Source organism: Streptomyces sp. NPDC053048 (assembly GCF_044547045.1).
Taxonomy (GTDB): Bacteria; Actinomycetota; Actinomycetes; order Streptomycetales; family Streptomycetaceae; genus Streptomyces.
Genome location: NZ_JBITZS010000001.1, coordinates 720430 through 742421, shown reverse-complemented (window position 1 = coordinate 742421; position 21992 = coordinate 720430). Strand labels below are relative to the sequence as shown.

Sequence of the window (21992 nt, the reverse complement as noted above, 5' to 3'; positions counted from 1 at the left end):
CTTCGGCTCCGGCGCGCGGGAGTGGCTGAACGGTCTCGGGGGGCTGCGGAACACCGTTCGCCAGGAGCTGGTCGCCCGCCAGACGGACGAGCAGATAGCCGCCCGGTTCCCGGTCGGCAGGCGGCTGCGCGTCCTCGACGTCGGTCTCGGCCAGGGCACCCAGGCGCTGCGCCTGGCCCGTGCCGGGCACGAGGTGACGGGCCTGGAGTCCGACCCCTCGATGGTGGCGGCGGTGCGCACGGCGCTGGCCGCCGAGCCGGCCGGCATCCGCGAGCGCATGCGGATAGTCGAGGGCGACGGCCGCGACACCGGCGCCCACTTCCTGCCGGGCACCTTCGACATCGTGCTGTGCCACGGCGTGCTGATGTACGTGCCGGAGCCCGACCCCATGCTGGCGGGCCTGGCCCGGGTGCTGGCGCCCGGCGGGCTGCTGTCGCTGCTCGTGCGGAACGCGGACGCGCTGGCGATGCGGCCGGGCCTGTCCGGCGACTGGGACACCGCGCTGGCGGCCTTCGACTCCCCCTCCTACACCAACCGCATCGGCGTCGAGGCGCGCGCGGACCGGCTGGAGGCGCTGACGGCGACCCTGGCCGGGATCGGGGCGCCCCTGTCCGCCTGGTACGGCGTCCGGGTCTTCAGCGACCTGGCGGCCGACGGGCAGAGCCCGCCCGACGGGCAGGGGCTGGAGCGCCTGCTGGCCGCCGAGGACCGGGCCGGGCGCACCGACCCGTACCGCGCGGTGGCGGCGCTGCTGCACCTGTGCGGTGTGCGCGGCGGATAGCCGACGACGGACGCGCGAACGCGAAAGCCGCCTGCCGGCCCCCTTCGGGCCCGGCAGGCGGCTTTCGCGTTCGCTGTGCGCGTCCGCTCAGCTCTCGGCGGCCGCGCGCAGGCTCATCACGTAGATCTCCGCGCCGTCCTCGAAGAGCGTCACCTGCTCCGCGCCGCCCTCCAGCAGGTCCTTCCAGTTCTCGCCGAGCCAGGACTCCGCGTCCCCCTGCGTGGTGAACTCCTCCGGCTCCACCGCCGGAGCCGTCTCCGTCCCGTCGGCCTTCTCGAACCGCCACGTCCACACCATGTCCGCCTCCTGGTGGCCTGCAGTGAGTGTCCGTGCGCAGCCTAACGGCCCGTTAGGGCGTCTCCGATGGGCCCGTGCGACCCGTCGGACACGCCCTGGGACGAGAAAGGGTGAGCCCCGCGCGCCCGCCGGGTGCGGACGCGAGACGATCAGGGGGTGGAACTGACTCTCCTCGGCACCGGAGCCCCCGAGGGGCTGCCGCGCCCCGGCTGCCCCTGCGCCGCCTGCGCCACCGCCGTCGGCGACGAGGCGCGGGCTGCGACGTCCGTGCTCGTCGACGACGCGCTGCTGCTGGACCTCACGCCGGGCCCGGCCTTCGCGGCGGCCCGCGCGGGGCACTCCATCGCGGGCGTGCGGCAGGTGCTGCTCTCGCATCCGAACGAGGGCCCGGCCCTGGAGTTCCCGGCCGGGCTGCCCGCGCCGGGCCGGGTGCCGGACGGGCGCGAGCTGTCGGTGATCAGCGGCCACAAGGTGCGGGCGCTGGCGCTGGACGCGCCGGGCACCGGGTACGAGGTGACGTCGCCGGACGGGCAGCGGCTGCTGTACCTGGCGCCGGGCGCGGGACCGGCCGGGCTGTCGGTGGCGGGCGGCCTGCCCGGCCCGTACGACATGGTGCTGCTGGACGTCGTGGGGCGGCCGGACGCGCTGGCCCGGCTGCGGGAGGCGGGCGCGGTCGGCCCGACGACGGACGTGATCGCGGTGCACCTGGACCACGACGTCCCGCCGGGGCGGGAGCTGCACCGCAGGCTGGCGGCGGCCGGGGCCCGGACGGTGCCGGACGGCACGACGCTGGAGGTCGGCGACTACCACGCGGTGCCGGACGTGCCCCGGCGGACGCTGGTGGTGGGCGGGGCGCGCTCGGGCAAGTCGGTGGAGGCGGAGCGGCGCCTGGAGGCGTTCCCCGAGGTGCTGTACGTCGCCACGGGCGGTACGCGCGAGGACGACGCCGACTGGGCGGCGCGGGTCGCGCGTCACCGCGACCGGCGGCCGGGTTCCTGGCGCACCGCCGAGACGTGCGACCTGGTGCCGCTGCTGGCGGCTCAGGGTCCGCCGCTGCTGATCGACTGCCTGGCGCTGTGGCTGACCGACGCGATGGACTCGGCAGGGGCGTGGGACGACGCCACGTGGGCGGCGGGCGGCGCCGCGGCGGTGGGCGAGCGGACGGCGGAGCTGGTGGCGGCGATACGCGCCACCAGCCGCACGGTGGTCGTGGTGAGCAACGAGGTCGGCTCGGGCGTCGTCCCGGCCACCGCCTCGGGGCGCCGTTTCCGTGACGAACTGGGCCGGCTGAACGCGGCGGTGGGCGACGAGTGCGAGCACGTGGTGCTGGTGGTGGCGGGCCAGGCGCTGGCGCTGCGGGACTGAGGCGACGGGCGCCGGGGCGCACCCCGCGGCGGTGGCGCGGCCGGGTGGCGCCGGAACCCGGTTGGCCAGGTCTGCCAGGGGTAGTGTGTCGCGGATGAGCAGTCTGAATCTTGATGACTTCGCCACGCTGATCGAGCGCCCCGACGCCGCCGTCCGGCGGGATGCCGAGGAACGGCGCGAGCGGCTCACCCCGTCCGCCGGGGCGCTGGGGCGGCTGGACGAGCTCGGCGAGTGGCTCGCCGCCGCCCAGGGCGCGCTGCCCGTGAAGCCGGTCGAGCGGCCCAGGGTGCTGCTCTTCGCGGGCGACCACGGGATCGCGAAGCTGGGGGTGTCCGGCGGTCCGGAGGGCGGGGCGCGCGAGCTGGTGCGGGCGGCGCTCGACGGCGGCAGCCCCGCGGCGATCCTGGCCCGGCGCTTCGGCGCCGGGCTGCGCGTGGTGGACATGGCGGTGGACTGTGACCCGGAGGAGCTGCCGGGCGACGTCACCGGGCACCGGGTGCGCCGTGGCTCGGGCCGTATCGACATCGAGGACGCGCTGAGCGCCGAGGAGGCGGAGGCGGCGTTCCGCGCGGGCATGGCGATCGCCGACGAGGAGGCCGACTCCGGCACCGACCTCGTCGTCCTGGGCGACCTGAGCGTGGGCGGCACCACGGCGGCCGGCGTCCTGGTCGGCGCGCTGTGCGGCACCGACGCCTCGGTGGTCACCGGCCGGGGCGGCTTCGGCATCGACGACCTGGCCTGGATGCGCAAGTGCGCCGCGATCCGGGACGCGCTGCGCCGGGCCCGCCCGGTGCTGGGCGACCAGCTGGAGCTGCTGGCGGCGGTGGGCGGCGCGGACCTCACCGCGATGACGGGCTTCCTGCTGCAGAGCGCGGTGCGCCGCACCCCGGTGATCCTCGACGGCGTGGTCACCTCAGCCTGTGCGCTGGTGGCCCAGCGGGTGGCGTTCCGCTCCCCCGACTGGTGGCTGGCCGGGCAGGCGAGCGGTGACCCGGCGCAGGCCAAGGCACTGGACCGGATGGCGCTCAACCCTCTGCTCGACCACGGCGTCACTGTGGGCGAGGGGACAGGGGCGCTGCTGGCTCTGCCGTTGGTGCAGGCGGCCGCGGCCCTGGCGGCGGAGCTCCCCGAACGCTCCTGACGTCGACGGCCACCGGCCGGCGCAGGTCGCGAGCGCCCGGACCGCCGCGAATAGGGCCCCATATGATCAATTTTCATGGGAGATGTCCGCTTGACTCCGGATGAGGGCGCCCGCGGCGGCCCGTGGCAGCGGCGCGGCGCGTCGTTCGCCGTGTGGTACCTGCGTGCCGTTACGTTCGTCAATCTGCTCGGCGCGGTCTGGGTGTCCTTCGGCGCGGACGTCCGGCGGCACAACGTCGACGAGTTCTTCACGCCCTACCTGCTGTCGGCCGGCTTCGCCCCGGCGGTGGTCTCGCTGCTCCTGGCGATCACCATGCGCCGGCGCAAGCGGGCGGCCTGGATCCTCAACCTGGTCCTGGCCGGGCTGCTCCTGCTGCTGCTCGCGTTCGTGATGTTCTTCCCGGAGTTCCGCAGGCACCCCCTGAACTGGTTCTCCCTGGTGGTCACGGCCCTGTTCGTGCTCGCGCTGCTGGTGGGGCGGCGCGAGTTCTACGCCAAGGGCGACCGCTCCAACCCCAAGCTCGCCACGGCCGTCGCCGCGGTCGGCCTGCTGGTCACCTCGCTGCTGGCGGCCGGCCTGGTGACCGTCACCAACGAGTCCACCGACGAGCAGCGCTCGACCTTCCTGGACCGCTGGCACTACGGCGTGATGCGGCTGATCTCGATCGCCGCCGACGACCAGCGCTACGCGGGCATCGCTCCCCCCGGCTGGGTCAACGTCGTCATCAACGTGATGAGCACGGCCCTGCTGATCCTGGTGCTGTTCGCGGCCTTCCGCTCGCGCCGCGCCACCGACCCGCTCACCGCCGAGGACGAGTCGCGGCTGCGCGAACTGCTGGGGCGCTGGGGCGACCGCGACTCGCTGGGCTACTTCGCGCTGCGCCGCGAGAAGAGCGTCATCTGGTCCCCCTCCGGCAAGGCGGCCGTCACCTACCGCGTCGTCGGCGGCGTCTCGCTGGCCTCCGGCGACCCCATCGGCGACCCCGAGGCCTGGCCCGGCGCCATCGAGCCGTGGCTGACCGAGGCCCGCGAGCACGGCTGGATCCCGGCCGTGATGGGCGCGGGCGAGGAGGCCGGCACCATCTACGCCCGGCACGGCCTGGACGCCCTGGAGCTGGGCGACGAGGCGATCGTGGACACCGCCGAGTTCACCCTCGAGGGCCGGGCGATGCGGACCGTGCGCCAGGCCTACAACCGGGTCAAGCGCGCCGGATACACCGTCACCATCCGGCGCCACGAGGACATCCCCGAGGAGGAGATGGCCGAGCTGCTGCGCCGCGCCGACGACTGGCGCGACGGGGCGACCGAGCGCGGCTTCTCCATGGCGTTGGGCCGCCTGGGCGATCCGGACGACGGCCGCTGTGTGATGCTCGAGTGCCACGACGGCAAGGGCGAGCTGCGGGCCGTGCTGAGCTTCGTCCCCTGGGGCCCCAAGGGCCTGTCGCTGGACCTGATGCGCCGTGACCGGGACTCCGAGAACGGCCTGATGGAGTTCATGGTCATCGAGCTGCTGCAGCGGGCGACGGCGCTGGGCATCACCCAGGTGTCGCTGAATTTCGCGATGTTCAGGTCCGTCTTCGAGCGCGGCTCGCGCCTGGGCGCGGGCCCGGTGCTGCGGATGTGGCGCTCGCTGCTGAGCTTCTTCTCCCGCTGGTGGCAGATCGAATCGCTCTACCGGGCAAATGCGAAATATCGCCCCATCTGGGAGCCTCGTTTCATGCTGTTCGAGAAGAGCAGTGACCTGCTGCGCATCGGCATCGCCAGCGCCCGCGCCGAGGGCTTCCTGGAGGCCCCCGGCCTGCCCAAGTGGCTCAACCGCAAGCACCTGGAGAGCCGGCGATGAACCGCGCGGCGCTCCTTCGCGCCGCGCGCACCGAATGGGGTCCGCTGTGTACGGCCGTGTGGGGGACGCTGGTCCGCAAGCGCCTCGCGGCCGTCGCGATGACGCTGACGGCCGTCGCCCTCACCGCCGCCTGCCAGATCGTCCAGAACCAGCCCTGGGGCTTCGAACCTGTCCAGAAGCTGGGCTCCGTGCAGGCCTCGCTGCCCTGGTGGCTGGCGCTGCTGCGCACCCCGCTGTCGCTGTTCGTCCCCGCGCTGGACCTGCCGGTCTGGGGGGCGCTGGCCCAGGTCCTGCTCGTCTTCGGCATCGCCGAGTGCGCGGTGGGCCGGTGGCGCACCCTGGCCGTCGCCTATCTCGCCACCCTCGCGGGGACGATGTACGCCCGGCTGGCCATCGCCCTCGGCCCCGGCTCCCCGCTGGGGCTGCCGCCCGAGGCCGCCAAGGTCATCGACACCGGCCCGTCGGCGGCCGTCGTGGGGCTGGCGATGTACGTCTCCTGGCGCTACCGGGCCTGGTTCACCTTCTCCGTGGTGGTCCTCGCCATGGTCGTCGAGGTCGTCCTCAAGCCCAACCTGGCCGGCAAGGAGCACATCGCCGCCGTGGCCGCGACGCTGCTGCTGTGCGGCGCGGACGAGCTGAGCCGGCGCCGCAAGCCGCGGCGCGACGCCCACCGCGAGCGCGATCAGCGGTCCGGGGCGCCCGCCAGCAGATCGTGAACGCGGTGCCGCACCGCCGACCAGCGCGCGTCGTGCCGGTACGCGCGCACCCGGGCCCGGCGCCGGGCCCGCGGCCGGTGCCGGTAGAAGCGCCGCGCCCACGGCGAGCCCGGCCGGGCCAGCCGCACCGCGCCCACGACGGCCACCAGCGGCACCACGGCACCGATGAGGGCCAGCCGCGGCTTGCCCTTGGCCAGGGCGACCAGCGCCAGCAGGAAGTTGGCCAGGGTGTTGGTCACCACGATGGTGCGGTTCTGCAGCTCGTCCGGCGTCAGCTCGTTCACCCCGAACGGCGAGAAGCCGAGCAGCACCAGGCACACCAGGGCCGCCGTCAGCACCACGATCTCGACGCTCTTGCGCCCCTGTTCCGTCCAGTACACGTCGTCCAGGTGCAGGACCAGCGCGAACTCGTCCAGCACCAGCCCCGCGCCCGCGCCGAACAGCACCGCCGCGACCGCCGCCCCGAAGCCGTGCCGCCCCTCGGCCACCGCCCCGAAGCCCCCGACCACCATCAGCACCACGCCCGGCACCACGTGGTGGACGTGCAGCCCGCCCGGCCGGATATTGCCGAACGGCCCCTTCCCCGCCCGGATCAGCCGGGTGATGACCCGGGTCACCAGGAACGTCAGGACGAACGCGGCCAGCGCGAGCAACAGCGGCAGCTTGCCCGGCTCGACGATGTTGCGTGCCAGCCAGTGACCCATCGGACTCCCGCTCCCGTGCCGCGCCTTTCCGGCTCAAAGTACTGCCGGCGAGGCCGGGATACCCTGCCCGCGATGACCGACACGACCCCCGCCCGCGCCACCCCCGGCGACGCCCTGCGCTTCGCCTTCGGCACCCTGACCGTCCTGCCCGTGCCGCTCACGCGCTGGGACCGCCCGGCCGCGCGCGGCGGCATGCTCGCGGCACCGCTGGCCGGGCTCGTCGTGGGCGGCTGCGCGGCCACCGCCGGACTGCTGCTCCTGCTGCTGGGCGCAGGCCCCCCGCTCGCCGCCGTCGCCACCGTCGCGACGAGCGCGGTGCTCACCCGCGGACTGCACCTGGACGGGCTGGCGGACGTGGCCGACGGCCTGGGCAGCGGCAAGCCCGCCGAGGACGCGCTGCGCATCATGAAGCAGTCCGACATCGGCCCCTTCGGCGTCATCACCCTCCTGCTCACCCTCCTCGGCCAGGTCGCCGCCCTCGCGCAGTTGTACGCGGCCGGACGGTCGCACGGCGCCGTCGCGGCCGTCGCCGCCGCCCTCGCCGCGCGCTGCGCCCTGACGCTCGCCGCCCGCGCGGGCGTCCCCGCGGCCCGGCCCGACGGGCTGGGCGCGGCGGTCGCCGGCGCGGTGCCCGTGCCCGCCGCGCTCGCCGTCACCGCGCTCACCGCCGCCGCGGCCGCCGGTGCGGGCGCGCCCGGCGGCCCGTACCGGGCGGCGCACACGGCCGCCGCCGTCCTGGTGGCCCTGGTCTGCGCGGAGCTGCTGCTGCGCCGCTGCCGGCGGCGGCTGGGCGGGGTCACGGGCGATGTGTTCGGCGCGCTGGCGGAGACCGCGGCGACGGCGGCGCTGCTCGTCCTGGCACTGGGCTGATCGCCCCGGGCCCGGATACGCTCTCGCGTGCCGGATGGCCCGACCCCAGGCGGCTGTGACGCGGCGCATACGATGCGCAGGGTGCGGCCGGACCACCATCCATCGGCCGAGAACTCAACGGAAGTAGGGACACCCACCACCGTGACTGCTCTGACTCTCAGCACTTCCAGTGCGGCGACGCTGCGCGCGGACGCCGTCGTCATCGGTGTGGCGAAGGGCCCCAAGGGCCTCGTCGTCGCGCCCGGCGCCGACGCCGTGGACCAGGCGTTCGACGGAAAGCTGGCCGCCGTCGTGGAGACCCTCGGCGCCTCCGGCGGCGAGGGCGAGGTCACCAAGCTGCCCGCCCCTGCCGGTCTGAAGGCCCCGGTCGTGCTGGCCGTCGGCCTCGGTGACCTGCCCGCCGAGGGCGACGGCTTCGAGGAGGAGGCGCTGCGCCGCGCCGCCGGTGTCGCCGCCCGCGCGCTGGCCGGCAGCAAGAAGGCCGCGTTCGCCCTGCCCGTCGAGGACGCCGAGTCCGCCGCCGCCATCGGTGAGGGCGCCGTGCTGGGCGCGTACGCCTTCACCACCTACCGGGGCGCCAAGGACGACAAGGCCGCCAAGAGCGCGCCGCTGGCCGAGGCCGCGATCCTGGGCGGCAAGCCGCGCGACAAGGCCTTCAAGGCCGCCGTCGAGCGCGCCGCCGCCGTGGCCGGCGAGGTCAACCGGGCCCGCGACCTGGTCAACATCCCCTCCAACGACCTCAACCCCAAGACCTTCGCCGCTCAGGCCCAGGCCGCGGGCAAGGAGTTCGGCCTCAAGGTCGAGGTGCTGGACGAGAAGGCACTGGCCAAGGGCGCCTTCGGCGGTCTGCTGGGCGTCGGCCAGGGCTCGGCCAACCCGCCGCGCCTGGTGCGCATCGCCTACACCCACCCCAAGGCGGCCAAGACCCTGGCGCTGGTCGGCAAGGGCATCACCTACGACTCGGGCGGCATCTCCCTGAAGCCGGCCGGCCACAACGAGACCATGAAGTGCGACATGGCCGGTGCCGCCGCCGTCTTCGGCGCGGTCGTGGCCGTCGCCAAGCTGGGCCTCGAGGTCAACGTCACCGGCTGGCTGGCCCTCGCGGAGAACATGCCCTCCGGCAACGCCACCCGTCCGGGCGACGTGCTGAAGATGTACAGCGGCCGGACGGTCGAGGTGCTCAACACCGACGCCGAGGGCCGCCTGGTGCTGGCCGACGCCCTGACCCGCGCCTCGGAGGAGAACCCGGACGCGATCGTGGACGTCGCCACCCTCACGGGTGCCATGGTCCTCGCGCTGGGCGACCGCACCTTCGGCGTGATGGCGAACGACGACGCGTTCCGCACCGCGCTGTACGAGATCGCCGAGGAGGTCGGCGAGCAGGCGTGGCCGATGCCGCTCCCCGCCGAGCTGCGCAAGACCATGGACTCGCCGGTCGCCGACATGGCCAACATGGGCGTGCGCAACGGCGGCGGCCTGATCGCCGGCCTGTTCCTGCAGGAGTTCGTCGGCGACGGCATCACCTGGGCCCACCTGGACATCGCGGGCCCGGCCTTCCACGAGAGCGCCCCGTACGGCTACACCCCCAAGGGCGGCACCGGCTCCTCGGTGCGCACCCTGGTGCGGCTGGCGGAGCGCACCGCCGCGGGCGACCTGGGCTGAGCCCGGCGAAGCCGCCGCCGCGCGGCCCCGGGTCCGGCACCCGGGGCCGCGCGTCCGCGGCGGCATGTTCGCCACGTCGTGCCCGCCGCGCCGTGACGCCACGCCGTTCCGGCCGCATCGTGCCCGCCGCGTCGTGTTCGCTACGGACGAAACCCGCATGAACCGGCACGTTCGTACGCACGAGTAACCCCCTGAAGGTGACGCATCAGTCGTCCCTGAGCCCGGCCCGGCGTCCCGCCGTCCGTCAACAAGTGCGAAGATGTTGTCTCGGCAGGACAGGGCCCCCGTAATCACAGGGCCGAAGAAAAGCGGCCGAACAACAGCCGCCGCCCGGTCACCGACGACCGGCAACGGCGTACCCATGCATGGAGGACGTGACGTGGCGAACGACGCCAGCACCGTTTTCGACCTAGTGATCCTCGGAGGCGGTAGTGGTGGTTACGCCGCTGCCCTGCGTGGAGCGCAGCTGGGTCTCGACGTCGCCCTGATCGAGAAGGACAAGCTGGGCGGCACCTGCCTGCACCGCGGCTGCATCCCCACCAAGGCTCTGCTGCACGCCGGCGAGATCGCCGACCAGGCCCGCGAGGCCGAGCAGTTCGGTGTCAAGGCCTCCCTCGAGGGCATCGACATCGCGGGCGTCCACAAGTACAAGGACGACGTGATCTCGGGCCTGTACAAGGGCCTGCAGGGCCTGGTCGCCTCCCGCAAGGTCACCTACGTGACCGGCGAGGGCCGCCTGTCCTCCCCGACCTCCGTCGACGTCAACGGCCAGCGCTACACCGGCCGCCACGTCCTGCTGGCCACCGGCTCCGCGCCGAAGTCGCTGCCGGGCCTGACCATCGACGGCAACCGCGTCATCTCCTCGGACCACGCGCTGGTCCTGGACCGCGTGCCGAAGTCCGCGATCGTGCTGGGCGGCGGCGTCATCGGCGTCGAGTTCGCCTCCGCGTGGAAGTCCTTCGGCGCCGACGTCACCATCGTCGAGGCGCTGCCCCACCTCGTCCCGGTCGAGGACGAGAACAGCTCCAAGCTGCTGGAGCGCGCCTTCCGCAAGCGCGGCATCAACTTCTCCCTCGGTTCCCGCTTCTCGGGCGTGGAGTACACCGAGGACGGCGTGAAGGTCTCGCTGGAGAACGGCAAGACCTTCGAGGCCGAGCTGCTGCTCGTCGCCGTCGGCCGCGGCCCGGTCTCCCAGGGCCTGGGCTACGAGGAGGCCGGGGTCGCCATGGACCGCGGCTACGTCCTGGTCGACGAGTACATGCAGACCAACGTGCCGACCGTCTCGGCCGTCGGTGACCTCGTCCCGACCCTCCAGCTCGCGCACGTCGGCTTCGCCGAGGGCATCCTGGTTGCGGAGCGCCTGGCCGGGCTCAAGCCCGTGCCGGTCGACTACGACGGCGTGCCGCGCGTCACGTACTGCCACCCGGAGGTCGCCTCGGTCGGCATCACCGAGGCGAAGGCCAAGGAGCTGTACGGCGCCGACAAGGTCGTCGCTCTGAAGTACAACCTCGCGGGCAACGGCAAGAGCAAGATCCTGAAGACCGCGGGCGAGATCAAGCTCGTCCAGGTGCGGGACGGTGCCGTGGTCGGCGTACACATGGTCGGCGACCGCATGGGTGAGCAGGTCGGCGAAGCCCAGCTGATCTACAACTGGGAGGCGCTGCCCGCCGAGGTCGCGCAGCTCATCCACGCGCACCCGACGCAGAACGAGGCTCTGGGCGAGGCCCACCTGGCTCTGGCCGGCAAGCCGCTGCACTCGCACGACTAAGTCCCGAGCGCACCACCATCCGTACCAATCGTTAGGAGCAACCGCACCATGGCGGTTTCCGTAACCCTGCCGGCGCTCGGCGAGAGCGTGTCCGAGGGCACCGTCACCCGTTGGCTCAAGGCCGAGGGTGAGCGCGTGGAGGCCGACGAGCCGCTGCTCGAGGTCTCCACCGACAAGGTCGACACCGAGATCCCGGCCCCCGCGTCCGGCATCCTCGCCTCCATCAAGGTGGCCGAGGACGAGACGGTCGAGGTCGGCGCCGAGCTCGCGATCATCGACGACGGCACCGGCGCCCCCGCCGCTGCCCCGGCTCCGGCCGCCGCCGAGGCCGAGGCCCCCGCCGCCCCCGCGGCAGAGGCCCCCGCCGCTCCGGCCGCCGAGGCCCCCGCCGCTCCGGCCGCCGAGGCCCCCGCCGCCCCGGCGCCCGCCGCCGAGGCTCCGGCCGCTCCCGCGGCCGGTGGCGCCACCGGCACCGACGTCGTCCTGCCCGCGCTGGGCGAGTCGGTCACCGAGGGCACCGTCACCCGCTGGCTGAAGGAGGTCGGCGAGGAGGTCTCGGAGGACGAGCCGCTGCTCGAGGTCTCCACCGACAAGGTCGACACCGAGATCCCGGCGCCCGCCTCCGGCGTGCTGCTCGAGATCGTCGTCGGTGAGGACGAGGTCGCCGAGGTCGGCGCCAAGCTCGCCGTGATCGGTGCCGCCGGTGCCGCTCCGGCCGCCGCCGCGCCCGCCGCCCCGGCCGCCCCGGCCGCCGCTCCGGCTCCGGCTCCGGCCGCCCCCGCGGCCCCGGCCCCGGCTCCGGCTGCCCCCGCCGCCCCGGCCCCGGCTCCGGCCGCCGCCGCTCCGGCCGCGCCCGCCGCCCCGGCTCCGGCCCCCGCGCCGGTCGCCCCGGCCGCGCCGAAGGCCCCGGCCGCCGCTCCCGCGACGGACGGCGCCTACGTCACCCCGCTGGTGCGCAAGCTCGCCGCCGAGTCCGGCGTCGACCTGACCACCGTCGCGGGCACCGGCGTCGGCGGTCGCATCCGCAAGCAGGACGTCATCGCCGCCGCCGAGGCCGCCAAGGCCGCCCCGGCTCCGGCCGCGGCCGCCCCGGCCGCCGCCGCGCCGAAGGCCCCGGCGCTCGAGGTCTCCCCGCTGCGCGGTCAGACCGTCAAGATGCCGCGCATGCGCAAGGTCATCGCCGACAACATGATGAAGGCGCTGCACGGCCAGGCGCAGCTGACCTCCGTGGTCGAGGTGGACATCACCAAGATCATGCGGATGCGCAACAAGGCCAAGGACGCGTTCGCGGCCCGTGAGGGCGTCAAGCTCTCCCCGATGCCGTTCTTCGTCAAGGCCGCCGTCCAGGCGCTGAAGGCCCACCCGGTCATCAACGCCCGGATCAACGAGGACGAGAACACCATCACCTACTTCGACTCCGAGAACGTCGGCATCGCCGTCGACTCGGAGAAGGGCCTGATGACCCCGGTCATCAAGGGTGCCGGTGACCTCAACATCGCGGGCATCGCCCGGAAGACGGCGGAGCTGGCCGGCAAGGTCCGTTCCAGCAAGATCAGCCCGGACGACCTGGCCGGCGCGACCTTCACGATCAGCAACACCGGCTCGCGCGGTGCGCTGTTCGACACGGTCATCGTGCCCCCGAACCAGGTCGGCATCCTGGGTATCGGTGCGACCGTCAAGCGCCCGGTGGTCATCAACCACCCGGAGCTGGGCGAGACCATCGCGATCCGCGACATGACGTACCTGGCGCTGTCCTACGACCACCGCCTGGTGGACGGTGCCGACGCGGCCCGCTACCTGACCACGGTCAAGCAGATCCTCGAGGCCGCCGAGTTCGAGACCGAGATCGGTCTCTGACCCGAGCACCCCTGAGGTAACGCGCTGAAGGGCGCGGCCCCGGTCCCGTACTCGTACGGGCCGGGGCCGCGCCCTTCGGCTTGCCGGGCCGGACGTCGATAATGACGTACCCGGCAGATCCGACGAAGGAGAGAAATGACCCCGCCCGTCGTCCATTCGCTGCGCGAGCAGATCCGCGAGCACATCCTCGAGGGGATCGTCAGCGGGCGCTGGCAGCCGGGCGAGCGGATCGTGGAGCGGCGCATCGCCGCCGAACTGCTGGTGAGCCAGACCCCGGTGCGCGAGGCGCTGCGCGAGCTGGAATCGCTGCGGCTGATCGAGTCCGTGCCCAACAAGGGCGTGCGGGTCCGCGACCTGAGCGCCGCCGACCTCAAGGAGAGCTACCCCGTCCGGGCGGGCCTGGAGCAGGTGGCCGCCGAGCTGGCCGCGGACGCCCTGGCCGGGGACGTCTCGGCGCTGGAGCGGGAGGTGGCCGCCCTGGAGGTGGCGGACCGCGCGGGCGACAGCGAGGCGCAGGCGCGCCACACGGTGGCCTTCCACCGCGAGATCGTGCGGGCCGCCGGCAACTCGGTGCTGCTGCACACCTGGGAGTCGCTGGGCATCGAGGTGTGGACGACGCTGTCGATCCGCTGGCTGAGCCCGGAGCCACGGGCCCACGCCGAGGACCACGCGGAGATCGTCCGGGCCTTCCGGCGCCGCGACCCGGCCATCGGCGAGGTCCTCAAGCGGCACGTCCTGAGCTGCGCACCACGAATCTGACACCCGCCAGGCATTGATCGATCATCGATCAAAGGCGTATGGTCTCCCGCGGAGCCGCGCCGCGCCGCCCTGTCCTGTGTCGCGGTACGGCTCAGGGGTGACGACAGGACCCCGCGCGCTCGTCCATGCCCTGGCTCGGCACGCGGGCTCCTGTCGTCACGCCCCACCACCGGCGGGCCCCGGCATGATGGAGGTCATGCGCGCGGCCCGTCTGATCAAACTGGTGCTTCTCCTGCAGTCCCGTTCGTCGATGACCGGGACGGAGCTGGCGCGCCGTCTCGAGGTCTCGGAGCGCACGGTCGCCCGGGACGTCCTCGCGCTGTCCGAGGCGGGCGTGCCCGTCTACGCCGACCGCGGCCGCACCGGCGGCTACCGCCTGGTCGGTGGCTACCGCACGCGCCTGACGGGCCTGGGCCGCACCGAGGCGGAGGTCCTCTTCCTCTCCGGCGTGCCGACGGCCCTGCGTGACATGGGCCTGGCGGACGCCGCCTCCGCCGCCCGTCTGAAGGTCTCCGCCGCCCTCCTGCCCGAACTGGGCGACGCCTCCGCGAACGCCTCCCAGCGCTTCCATCTGGACGCCCCCGGCTGGTGGCAGCCCCACGACCCGCCCGAGCTGCTGCCCGCCGTGGCGGACGCCGTCTGGGACGACCGCCGGATGACGGCCCGCTACGCCCGGCGCGAGGGCGAGGTGGAGCGCGACCTGGAGCCGTACGGCCTGATCCTCAAGGCGGGCGTCTGGTACCTGGCGGCCCGCGCCGGCGAGGACTTCCGGGTCTACCGGGTGGACCGTTTCACGGCGGTCACGGTGGGCGAGTCCCGCTTCCACCGCTCGGAGACCTTCGACCTGCCGGCCTTCTGGGAGGAGCACTCCGCCGCGTTCGCCCGCTCGATCCTGCGCGACCGGGTGGAGCTGCGCCTCACCCCGGACGGCGCCCGGCGGCTGCCGTACGTCACGGACCGCACGGCCGCCCGGGAGGCCCTGGCGGAGGCGGGGCCTCCGGACGCCGCGGACCTGGTGACCGTCACGCTCCCCGTGGAGAACCTGGAGGTGGCCTACGCCCAGCTCCAGGCCCTGGGACCGGAGGCCGAGGTGCTGGGGCCGCCCGCCCTGCGCCGGCGCTTCGCGGAGGCGGCGGCCCGCAGCGCGGACCTCTACCGGTGACTGCGCGGCCTACCGGTAGTCCTCGACGCTGCCGTCCTTCCCCCCGATCACCACGTCCTGGAAGTACCCGAAGGCGTCCGGCCGCGACCCGTCGGTGTCGGTGAACCCGTAGACCTTGGCGAGCTCGCCGCTGGAGACGGACCTGCCGTTCCAGCGCGCCCGGTCGGGGTCGGCGGCGAGCGCGACGAGGGCCCGCCCGACGAACGCGGGCGATTCGGCAATGGCGAAGTCGGGCATCTGCTCGATCGCGTCCCGCCAGTTCGCCTCGGTCACCCCGAAGTGGTCGAGCATCTGCTCCGACCGCAGGAAGCCGGGCGACAGCGACAGCGCGGTGCCCCCGTACTCCTTCAGCTCCTCCGAGAGCCCGAAGGCCATCCGGATGGGGCCGTACTTGGCCAGGTCGTAGAAGAGGTTCTCCCGGTAGGTCCGGTTGAACTCCTCGGTCCCGTCGGTGATCTCGACAACGAGCCCGCCGGGCCGGCGAACGACCAGCGGGACCAGGAAGTGACTGGTGATGGCGTGCGTCTCGATGGACAGCCGCAGCATCCGCAGCCCCTTCTCCAGGTCCACCTCCCACACCTTCTTCTCGAACTCGATCAGTGCCTCGCCGCCCCACACGTCGTTGACGAGCACGTCCAGCCGGCCCTGCTCCCGGTCGATGCGCCCGGCCAGCGCCTTCACCTGCTCCGGCTCCAGGTGGTCGGTGGGCACCGCGATGCCGGTGCCCCCGGCGGCCGTCACCAGTTCGGCCGTCTCCTCGATGGTCTCGGACCGGCCGACCTCGCTGCGCCGCTCACGGGTGGTGCGCCCGGTCACGTACACGACGGCGCCGGCGGCGCCCAGTTGCACGGCCATGGCCCGTCCGGCCCCCCGCGTGGCCCCGGCGACCAGCGCGATCCTCCCGCTGAGCACTCCCCTTGCGTCCACCACGATGCGTCCTCTCTCTCGGTGCCGTCTCCCGGCCTCGACGACACGGCGACCTTGTCACCGAATCCGGACACCTTCTGTCGTGATTTACCGGCCACCTGGCATCAGGCCTCCCGATAACAACACGGCTGCATCCGGCTCCCTCCGGGTGCGTGGCCCTGGGGCAGGCCCGATGCTGGTCCCGTGATGATGGACGAGACGGAGTTCTGGGAGCTGATCGACAGCGCACGTGAGGCGGCCGGAGGAGACACCGAGGAGCAGGCGGACCTGCTGGTCGAGAAGCTGACGCAGCTCGACCCGGACGCCGTGCTGGACTTCGCCCGGCACTTCGAGGCGCGCTACAACCGCGCCTACCTCTGGGACCTGTGGGGCGCGGCGGCGGTGCTGCTCAACGGCGCGTCCGATGACGTCTTCGACTACTTCCGCTGCTGGCTGATCGGCCAGGGCCGGGAGGTCTTCGAGGGCGCGGTGCACGACCCGGACGCGCTCGCCGACCTCCTCGACGACTTCGACGAGGAGGTGGACGGGGACGGGGAGGACCTGGGCTACGCGGCGGACGAGGCCTATGAGCAGCTGACGGGCGCCGAGACCCCCGACCTGGGCCTGCCGCCCCAGCCGTCCGAACCCCTGGGCACGGCCGTCGACCTGGACAACGACGACATGCTGGCCGAGCGCTTCCCCGCCCTGTGGGACAGATTCCGCTCCTGACGACCACACGATTCCTGACGGCCACACGATTTCCGGCGGATGGATGATGCGCGTAGCAATCACGGGCTCCACGGGCCTGATCGGCACGGCACTGACGCACTCGCTCGAACGGGACGGCCACCGGGTCGTGCGCCTGGTGCGCCGCCCGCCCCGCCGCCCGGACGAGGTGGCCTGGGATCCCGCCCGCCAGTGGGTGGACGCACCGGGACTGGCCGGGTGCGAGGCCGTCGTCCACCTGGCCGGCGCGGGCATCGGCGACCACCGCTGGACGGCGGAGTACAAGAAGGTGATCCGCGACAGCCGCGTGCACGGCACGGGCGCGATCGCGGAGGCCGTCGCGTCCCTCGACACCCCGCCCCGGGTCCTGCTCTCCGCCTCCGCGACCGGCATCTACGGCGACACCGGCGAGGCGACCGCGGACGAGAGCACCCCGCCCGGCCGGGGCTTCCTCGCCGAGGTCTGCCAGGACTGGGAGGAGGCCACGGGAGCCGCGGCGGAGGCGGGCATCCGCACCGTGCTGCTGCGCACCGGCGTGGTGGTGTCCGCCCGGGGCGGCGCCTGGTCCCGCCTGATCCCGCTCGTGAAACTCGGTCTCGGGGGGCGGCTGGGGAGCGGACGGCAGTACTGGAGCTTCATCTCCCTGCACGACCACATCGCGGCCCTGCGCCATCTGATCGACTCGCCGGATCTGGCCGGCCCGTTCAACCTCACCGCCCCGCACCCGGTCACCAACCGGGAGGCCACCGAGGCGACGGGGCGCGTGCTGAAGCGTCCGACGCTCCTGCCCGCGCCCGCTCCGGCGCTCAGGCTGGTGCTGGGCGACATGGCCACGGAAGTCCTGGCCAGTCAGCGCGTCGTCCCCGCACGCCTGCTGGAGTCCGGCTTCGTCTTCGCCCACCCGGACATCGAAAGCGCCGTACGAGCGGCGCTGGCGGACAGCTGACGCCCTCGCCCCGCACCCCGGAACGAGGGTTTGTGCGACCGCCGTGCGACCGTGCTCGCCCCGTGCGCGACTGTTATTGACCGGATTTCTCTCTACGGTCGAGGCGAACTCGCGCATCGCTGCCGCCCGTTGAGGGCATCAGGCCCCCGAGCGAGCGGACCGACCCCGGGAGGGCACGTGCTCAGCAGCGCACGCACCGCACACCACGCCGACGTCGTCGTCGTGGGAGCAAGCCTGGCCGGCCTCTCGGCGGCCCAACACCTCATCAGCTCCGGCGTGACCGTCACGGTCCTGGAATGCGGCGAGCAGCCCGGCGGCCGCATGGTGACCGACACCGTGGACGGCTTCCTCCTGGACCGCACGGGCCAGTTGCTCAACACCTCGTTCCCGGAGCTGATCCGCACCCCGGGCCTGGAGGCGCTCAAGCTGCGGCCCTTCACCCCCGGCGTGCTGGTCCACACCGACGGCCGCAACCACCGCACCGGCGAACTGCGGGGCGCCAAGCGCGCCTTCACCACCGCCCGTGCCTTCGCCGCGGCCCGCGCCTCGCGCAGCGCCGGCCTCGACCAGGCCCGGCTCGGCGCGGCCCTGGCCCGCCTGGCGGCGCTGCCCATCGACCGCATGCTGGCCCGCCCCGACCGCCCCACGTCGACGACGCTGACGAGCCGCGGCCTGCCGGCCCGCACGGTGGAGGGCTTCCTCCGCCCGCTCCTGGCGTCCCTGCTCTCGGACCCGGACCTCACCACATCCAGCCGCTGCGCCGACCTGGTCCTGCGCGGCTACGCGCGCGGCCGCCTGTGCCTCCCGGCGGGGGGCGCGGGCGTGCTCCCCGGCCTCCTGACGGACCGGCTGCCACCGGACACGGTCCGCACGGGCGTCCAGGCCAAGACGGTGGGCACCACCTCGGTGGACACCGCGGAGCACGGCGAATTCACCTGCCGCTCGGTCATCGTGGCGACGGGCGCCCGCTCGGCCGCCCAGCTGATCCCGGGCCTGCGCCTGCCCGGATTCCACCCGGTGACGGTCCTGCACCACACCGCGGAGGAGCCGCCGCTGCGCGACGCCTCGCTGATCCTGACGGGGGCCCGCCGGGGCCCGGTCGCCCACACCACGGTGGCCAGCAAGGTGGACCCGGACCGCGCCCCGGCCGGCCGGGCCCTGATCACCTCGACGGTCCTGGGCACGGCGGCGGGCCTGCCCACGGCGGAACTGGACCGGGCCGCCCGCGCGCAGCTGGCGCGCGTCTACAACACCTCCACGACGCACTGGCGCCTGCTGGCGGCCCACCACGACCCGGACGCGGTCCCGGCCATGCCGGCCCCCCACGACGTCCGCCGCCCGGTCCGCCTGCTGTCGGGCCTCTACGTCTGCGGCGACCACCGCGACACCAGCACGGTCCAGGGCGCCCTCTTCTCAGGCCGCCGTGCAGCGCAGGCGCTGCTGCGGGACCTTGGGGTGCGCCCGGGTCAGGGCACGCAGGCCTTGCGGGCGGCCTGACCGATCAGGGGCGGGTGCGGCCCGGTGGTCGGTTTGTGCCCACCCTCCCCCAGCTACCGCTGGGAGGTGCCCCCAGCCCAGCGGAACGATTGCCCACAAACCGGCGGGAGGGCAGGCGCACCCCGCCTCCCCCACCCACCCCGGCGGGGCACCGGCCCGCAGCCGGCGAACCGGCGGGAGGGGCCGGGGCGGGCTGGGACGGGCCCTGGCAGGGGCGTAAGGGTTATTTGCGGCGACGGTCCGGGCAACCGTTACGCAGGAGGGGAGCCGTAAATAATCCAGCCCCAGAAGGGCCCGGCCCAGACCGCCCCGGCCCCGCCCCACAACGAACCCGCACCCGCACCGCACAAGCCCGCACCCGGCAACCCTCAGAGCACGGCAACCTTCTCCCGATAGGCCCGAACAGCCGCCGCATCCCGATACGGCTCCAGCCGCCGCTCGAAGTCCCGTACATACTCCAGCGCCCGAACCGACCGCATCTCCGCCGCCTGCTGCGCCGCCTCCACCCCCAGCGCGCACGCCTGCTCCAGCTCCCCCAGCCCCAGCCGCGCCGACGCCAGCACCACCCGGCAGAACAGCCGCGACCGCGCATACGCGGGCGACCGCAACTGCAACGACCGCTCCGCATGCTGCGCAGCAGCCCGGTACTGCTGCAGGTCCCGGTGGCAGTGCCCGAACTCGTCGGCGAGCTGCGCCTCGTCGAAGAACCGTGCCCAGTACGGCACGTCGTCCCCCGCCCGCGAGGTCTCCAGCGCCCGCTCGGCGCGCGCCAGCGACGCCGAGCAGGCCCGTACCTCGCCCAGCACCCCGTGCCCCCGGGCCTCCACCGCGTGCAGCAGCGACTGCACCACCGGCGGCGCCCCGGACCCGACGCCCTGCTGGGCGACGCGCGCCAGTTGCACGGCCTCGCGGCCGTGCCCGAGGTAGACGGCCTGCCGGCTCATCGTCACGAGCACATAGCTGCCGTAGGCCCGGTCCCCGGCGGCCTGGGCCAGACGCAACGCCTGGACGTAGTAGCGCTGGGCGAGCCCGTGCGCCGCGATGTCGTAGGACGTCCACCCGGCGAGCCTGGTCAGATCGGCGGCGGCGGCGAACAGCCGCCGCCCCGTCGTCTCCCCGTAGACGCCCCGCAGCATGGGCTCGGTCTCGTGCTCGAGGTAGCGCACCAGCGCCTGCCGCGCGTGCCCGCCGCCGTAGGCGTTGTCGATGGTGCGGAAGAGCTCGCCGACCGAGCGCAGCGCCGCGATGTCGCCCATGGAGACCCGGGCGCCGGGCGCCCGCTCGGCGAGCCGCTGCCGGGGCAGCGCCGGCAGGGCGGGCAGTGGCGGCACCTGCCCGCCGCGCGCCTGCTGCGGCAGGCGCGCGCCCTCGCCGGAGGGCGCGGGGCTCGCTCCGCGCGCCACCCGTTCGTCCGCGCGCCCGATCAGCCAGTCGCGGCTCGGCACCACCAGCCCGGCCGGCGTGAACGCGATCTTGCGCAGCTCGGTGTGGCTGCCGGAGTCCTTGCGCCACAGCCCGCTGACGATGTCAATGGCCTCCTCCGGGGAGGCGGCGAATTCGAGCCCGGCGTACACGGGGGCGCACGCGTCCAGCCCGAGGTCCTGGGCGGACAGCCGCCGCCCGAGCCGCCGGGTGAACACCTCGGCGATCAGCGCGGGCGTGGTGCCGCGTGGTTGCTGGCCGCGTAGCCACCGCGTGACGGACGTCTTGTCGTAGCGCAGGTCGAGGCCGTGTTCGAGCCCCAATTGATCGACGCGGCGGGCCAGGCCCGCATTGGAAAAGCCGGCCTCCGCGATGAGCGCCGCTAGCTGACGGTTGGGGATGCGCTGTGGGGGTCGTTCCGTCATCAGCCTGCCGGTCTCCCTGATCTTTGTTCCTGGAACGGCGTGAACTTAGCGGCCCCCAACGCCCCGATCGCCACCTTCGCCCCGCATTCATCCGATCGTGTGAGGACAGCTCCCATGACCCCGGGAAGATCATTCGGCCCCGGTCTCCCCGGCGGCCGCCTGCGGGGTTCCGCGCGCTCCGCCGTACAGTGGCAGGAACGCGACACCATGCGGTGCGGAAGAGACGCGAAGGAAAAGGGAAGCTGCCGTGACTGAGCTGCGCTTTGTCCACCTGGGCTTCGGAGCGGACGCCGTCGAGTACCAGCAGGCGTGGCAGGAGCAGCGCAGCGTCCACGCGGCGCGGTTCGCGGACGAGATCCCGGACACCTGCCTCCTGCTGGAGCACCCGGCGGTCTACACCGCGGGACGGCGCACGGAGGCGAGCGAGCGCCCCCTGGACGGCACGCCGGTCGTCGACGTGGACCGCGGCGGCAAGATCACCTGGCATGGCCCCGGCCAGCTCGTCGGCTACCCGATCCTCAAGCTCCCCCGCCCGGTGGACGTGATCGCGCACGTGCGCCGCCTGGAGGAGGCCCTGATCCGCGCCTGCGCCGAGCTGGGGCTGGAGACCACCCGGGTGGAGGGCCGCAGCGGCGTGTGGGTCCTGGGCGACCCGGTCGAGCAGCGCCCGTCGGTGGGCGGCCTCAGCCTGGACTTCGACCCGCGCCTGACGGACGAGGAGTTCGACCCGCGGCTCAACGGCCCGGAGTACGCCCCCTCGAACGCGGGCCAGCGCCGCGAGGACCGCAAGCTGGCGGCGATCGGCATCCGGATCGCCAAGGGCGTGACGATGCACGGCTTCGCCATCAACTGTGATCCGGACAACACCTGGTTCGACCGGATCGTGCCGTGCGGCATCCGCGACGCGGGAGTGACGTCGCTCTCCAACGAGCTGGGCCGCCGGGTACCGGTGGCCGAGATGGTCCCGCTGGTGGAGAAGCACCTGCGGGAGGTCCTGGCGGCGGAGGAACCCCTCCCCCGCGCCGTGGAGCGGGCGGCGGAACCGCAGCCCAGCTGACGGGGAATGCGCCCTGGCCTCCATCGGTTGCCCTGGGCGTACGAGTAGGAGCGTAGGAAATAACGGGCGTACCCTGGTGTTCGCCGAGG

19 protein-coding genes are annotated in these 21992 nt (G+C 73.9%); 15 read left to right on the top strand and 4 right to left on the bottom strand.

Annotation, left to right across the window (positions count from 1 at the left end):
* The first annotated feature begins 25 nt into the window (after window positions 1–25).
* On the top strand, window positions 26–781 hold the full coding sequence (locus tag ACIG36_RS03630) for a methyltransferase domain-containing protein (protein WP_399922186.1): 756 nt from the start codon (window positions 26–28) through the stop codon (window positions 779–781).
* Window positions 782–868: 87 nt separating this feature from the next.
* On the opposite strand, the gene ACIG36_RS03625 is transcribed toward ACIG36_RS03630, so the two are convergent.
* Window positions 869–1078, bottom strand: coding sequence for a hypothetical protein (locus ACIG36_RS03625; RefSeq protein ID WP_399921218.1), 210 nt, complete (start codon window positions 1076–1078; stop codon window positions 869–871).
* A gap of 156 nt (window positions 1079–1234) precedes the next feature.
* Between ACIG36_RS03625 and ACIG36_RS03620 the strand changes: the two genes are divergently transcribed.
* From ACIG36_RS03620 to ACIG36_RS03605, 4 genes are all read left to right on the top strand, one after another.
* On the top strand, window positions 1235–2443 hold the full coding sequence (locus ACIG36_RS03620) for a bifunctional adenosylcobinamide kinase/adenosylcobinamide-phosphate guanylyltransferase (protein ID WP_399921215.1): 1209 nt from the start codon (window positions 1235–1237) through the stop codon (window positions 2441–2443).
* A gap of 94 nt (window positions 2444–2537) precedes the next feature.
* Window positions 2538–3584: a nicotinate-nucleotide--dimethylbenzimidazole phosphoribosyltransferase gene (gene cobT / locus ACIG36_RS03615; protein ID WP_399921213.1), complete on the top strand. Its 1047-nt coding sequence runs from the start codon at window positions 2538–2540 to the stop codon at window positions 3582–3584.
* Window positions 3585–3659: 75 nt separating this feature from the next.
* Complete coding sequence (locus ACIG36_RS03610) at window positions 3660–5426, top strand: phosphatidylglycerol lysyltransferase domain-containing protein (RefSeq protein WP_399921210.1); 1767 nt, start codon at window positions 3660–3662, stop codon at window positions 5424–5426.
* Window positions 5423–6142, top strand: a complete 720-nt coding sequence (locus ACIG36_RS03605; protein WP_399921207.1) for a hypothetical protein — start codon at window positions 5423–5425, stop codon at window positions 6140–6142. Before ACIG36_RS03610 ends, ACIG36_RS03605 begins: the two co-directional genes overlap by 4 nt.
* Here the strand turns inward: ACIG36_RS03605 and ACIG36_RS03600 are convergent.
* Entirely contained in the window at window positions 6109–6846 is a 738-nt protein-coding gene (locus ACIG36_RS03600) for a hypothetical protein (protein ID WP_399921204.1), read from the bottom strand. The genes ACIG36_RS03605 and ACIG36_RS03600 overlap by 34 nt on opposite strands.
* 72 nt (window positions 6847–6918) lie before the next feature.
* Between ACIG36_RS03600 and ACIG36_RS03595 the strand changes: the two genes are divergently transcribed.
* The 6 genes from ACIG36_RS03595 to ACIG36_RS03570 all read left to right on the top strand — a co-directional run bounded on the left by ACIG36_RS03595 (window position 6919) and on the right by ACIG36_RS03570 (window position 14924).
* Window positions 6919–7716 carry an adenosylcobinamide-GDP ribazoletransferase gene (locus ACIG36_RS03595; RefSeq protein ID WP_399921201.1) on the top strand — a complete coding sequence of 266 codons (798 nt, stop codon included), beginning with the start codon at window positions 6919–6921 and terminating at the stop codon, window positions 7714–7716.
* Window positions 7717–7857: 141 nt separating this feature from the next.
* Complete coding sequence (locus ACIG36_RS03590; RefSeq protein ID WP_399921198.1) at window positions 7858–9378, top strand: leucyl aminopeptidase; 1521 nt, start codon at window positions 7858–7860, stop codon at window positions 9376–9378.
* Window positions 9379–9757: 379 nt separating this feature from the next.
* Complete coding sequence (gene lpdA / locus ACIG36_RS03585; RefSeq protein WP_399921195.1) at window positions 9758–11146, top strand: dihydrolipoyl dehydrogenase; 1389 nt, start codon at window positions 9758–9760, stop codon at window positions 11144–11146.
* Window positions 11147–11194: 48 nt separating this feature from the next.
* Entirely contained in the window at window positions 11195–13003 is a 1809-nt protein-coding gene (gene sucB, locus ACIG36_RS03580; protein ID WP_399921192.1) for a 2-oxoglutarate dehydrogenase, E2 component, dihydrolipoamide succinyltransferase, read from the top strand.
* 135 nt (window positions 13004–13138) lie between these two features.
* Window positions 13139–13762, top strand: coding sequence for a GntR family transcriptional regulator (locus tag ACIG36_RS03575; RefSeq protein ID WP_399921189.1), 624 nt, complete (start codon window positions 13139–13141; stop codon window positions 13760–13762).
* A 196-nt stretch (window positions 13763–13958) separates the two neighbouring features.
* The gene (locus ACIG36_RS03570) at window positions 13959–14924 is read left to right on the top strand and encodes a helix-turn-helix transcriptional regulator (protein WP_399921186.1); all 966 of its coding nucleotides are present in this window, start codon (window positions 13959–13961) and stop codon (window positions 14922–14924) included.
* A 9-nt stretch (window positions 14925–14933) separates the two neighbouring features.
* Here the strand turns inward: ACIG36_RS03570 and ACIG36_RS03565 are convergent, their stop codons facing one another.
* The gene (locus tag ACIG36_RS03565) at window positions 14934–15854 is read right to left on the bottom strand and encodes an SDR family oxidoreductase (protein ID WP_399921183.1); all 921 of its coding nucleotides are present in this window, start codon (window positions 15852–15854) and stop codon (window positions 14934–14936) included.
* Window positions 15855–16040: 186 nt separating this feature from the next.
* Here ACIG36_RS03565 and ACIG36_RS03560 point away from each other — a divergent pair, with 186 nt between their 5' ends.
* The 3 genes from ACIG36_RS03560 to ACIG36_RS03550 all read left to right on the top strand — a co-directional run bounded on the left by ACIG36_RS03560 (window position 16041) and on the right by ACIG36_RS03550 (window position 18999).
* Window positions 16041–16559 carry a DUF4240 domain-containing protein gene (locus ACIG36_RS03560; protein WP_399922183.1) on the top strand — a complete coding sequence of 173 codons (519 nt, stop codon included), beginning with the start codon at window positions 16041–16043 and terminating at the stop codon, window positions 16557–16559.
* Window positions 16560–16605: 46 nt separating this feature from the next.
* Window positions 16606–17502 carry a TIGR01777 family oxidoreductase gene (locus ACIG36_RS03555; protein WP_399922180.1) on the top strand — a complete coding sequence of 299 codons (897 nt, stop codon included), beginning with the start codon at window positions 16606–16608 and terminating at the stop codon, window positions 17500–17502.
* Window positions 17503–17679: 177 nt separating this feature from the next.
* Window positions 17680–18999 (top strand): NAD(P)/FAD-dependent oxidoreductase, encoded by a 1320-nt coding sequence (locus tag ACIG36_RS03550; protein WP_399921180.1) that lies wholly within the window; start codon window positions 17680–17682, stop codon window positions 18997–18999.
* Window positions 19000–19367: 368 nt separating this feature from the next.
* Here ACIG36_RS03550 and ACIG36_RS03545 read toward each other — a convergent pair whose 3' ends face one another.
* Window positions 19368–20846 (bottom strand): regulator, encoded by a 1479-nt coding sequence (locus ACIG36_RS03545; protein ID WP_399921177.1) that lies wholly within the window; start codon window positions 20844–20846, stop codon window positions 19368–19370.
* Between the two features lie 247 nt (window positions 20847–21093).
* Here ACIG36_RS03545 and lipB point away from each other — a divergent pair, with 247 nt between their 5' ends.
* Window positions 21094–21903 (top strand): lipoyl(octanoyl) transferase LipB, encoded by an 810-nt coding sequence (lipB, locus tag ACIG36_RS03540; protein ID WP_399921174.1) that lies wholly within the window; start codon window positions 21094–21096, stop codon window positions 21901–21903.
* The last annotated feature ends 89 nt before the right edge of the window (window positions 21904–21992 follow it).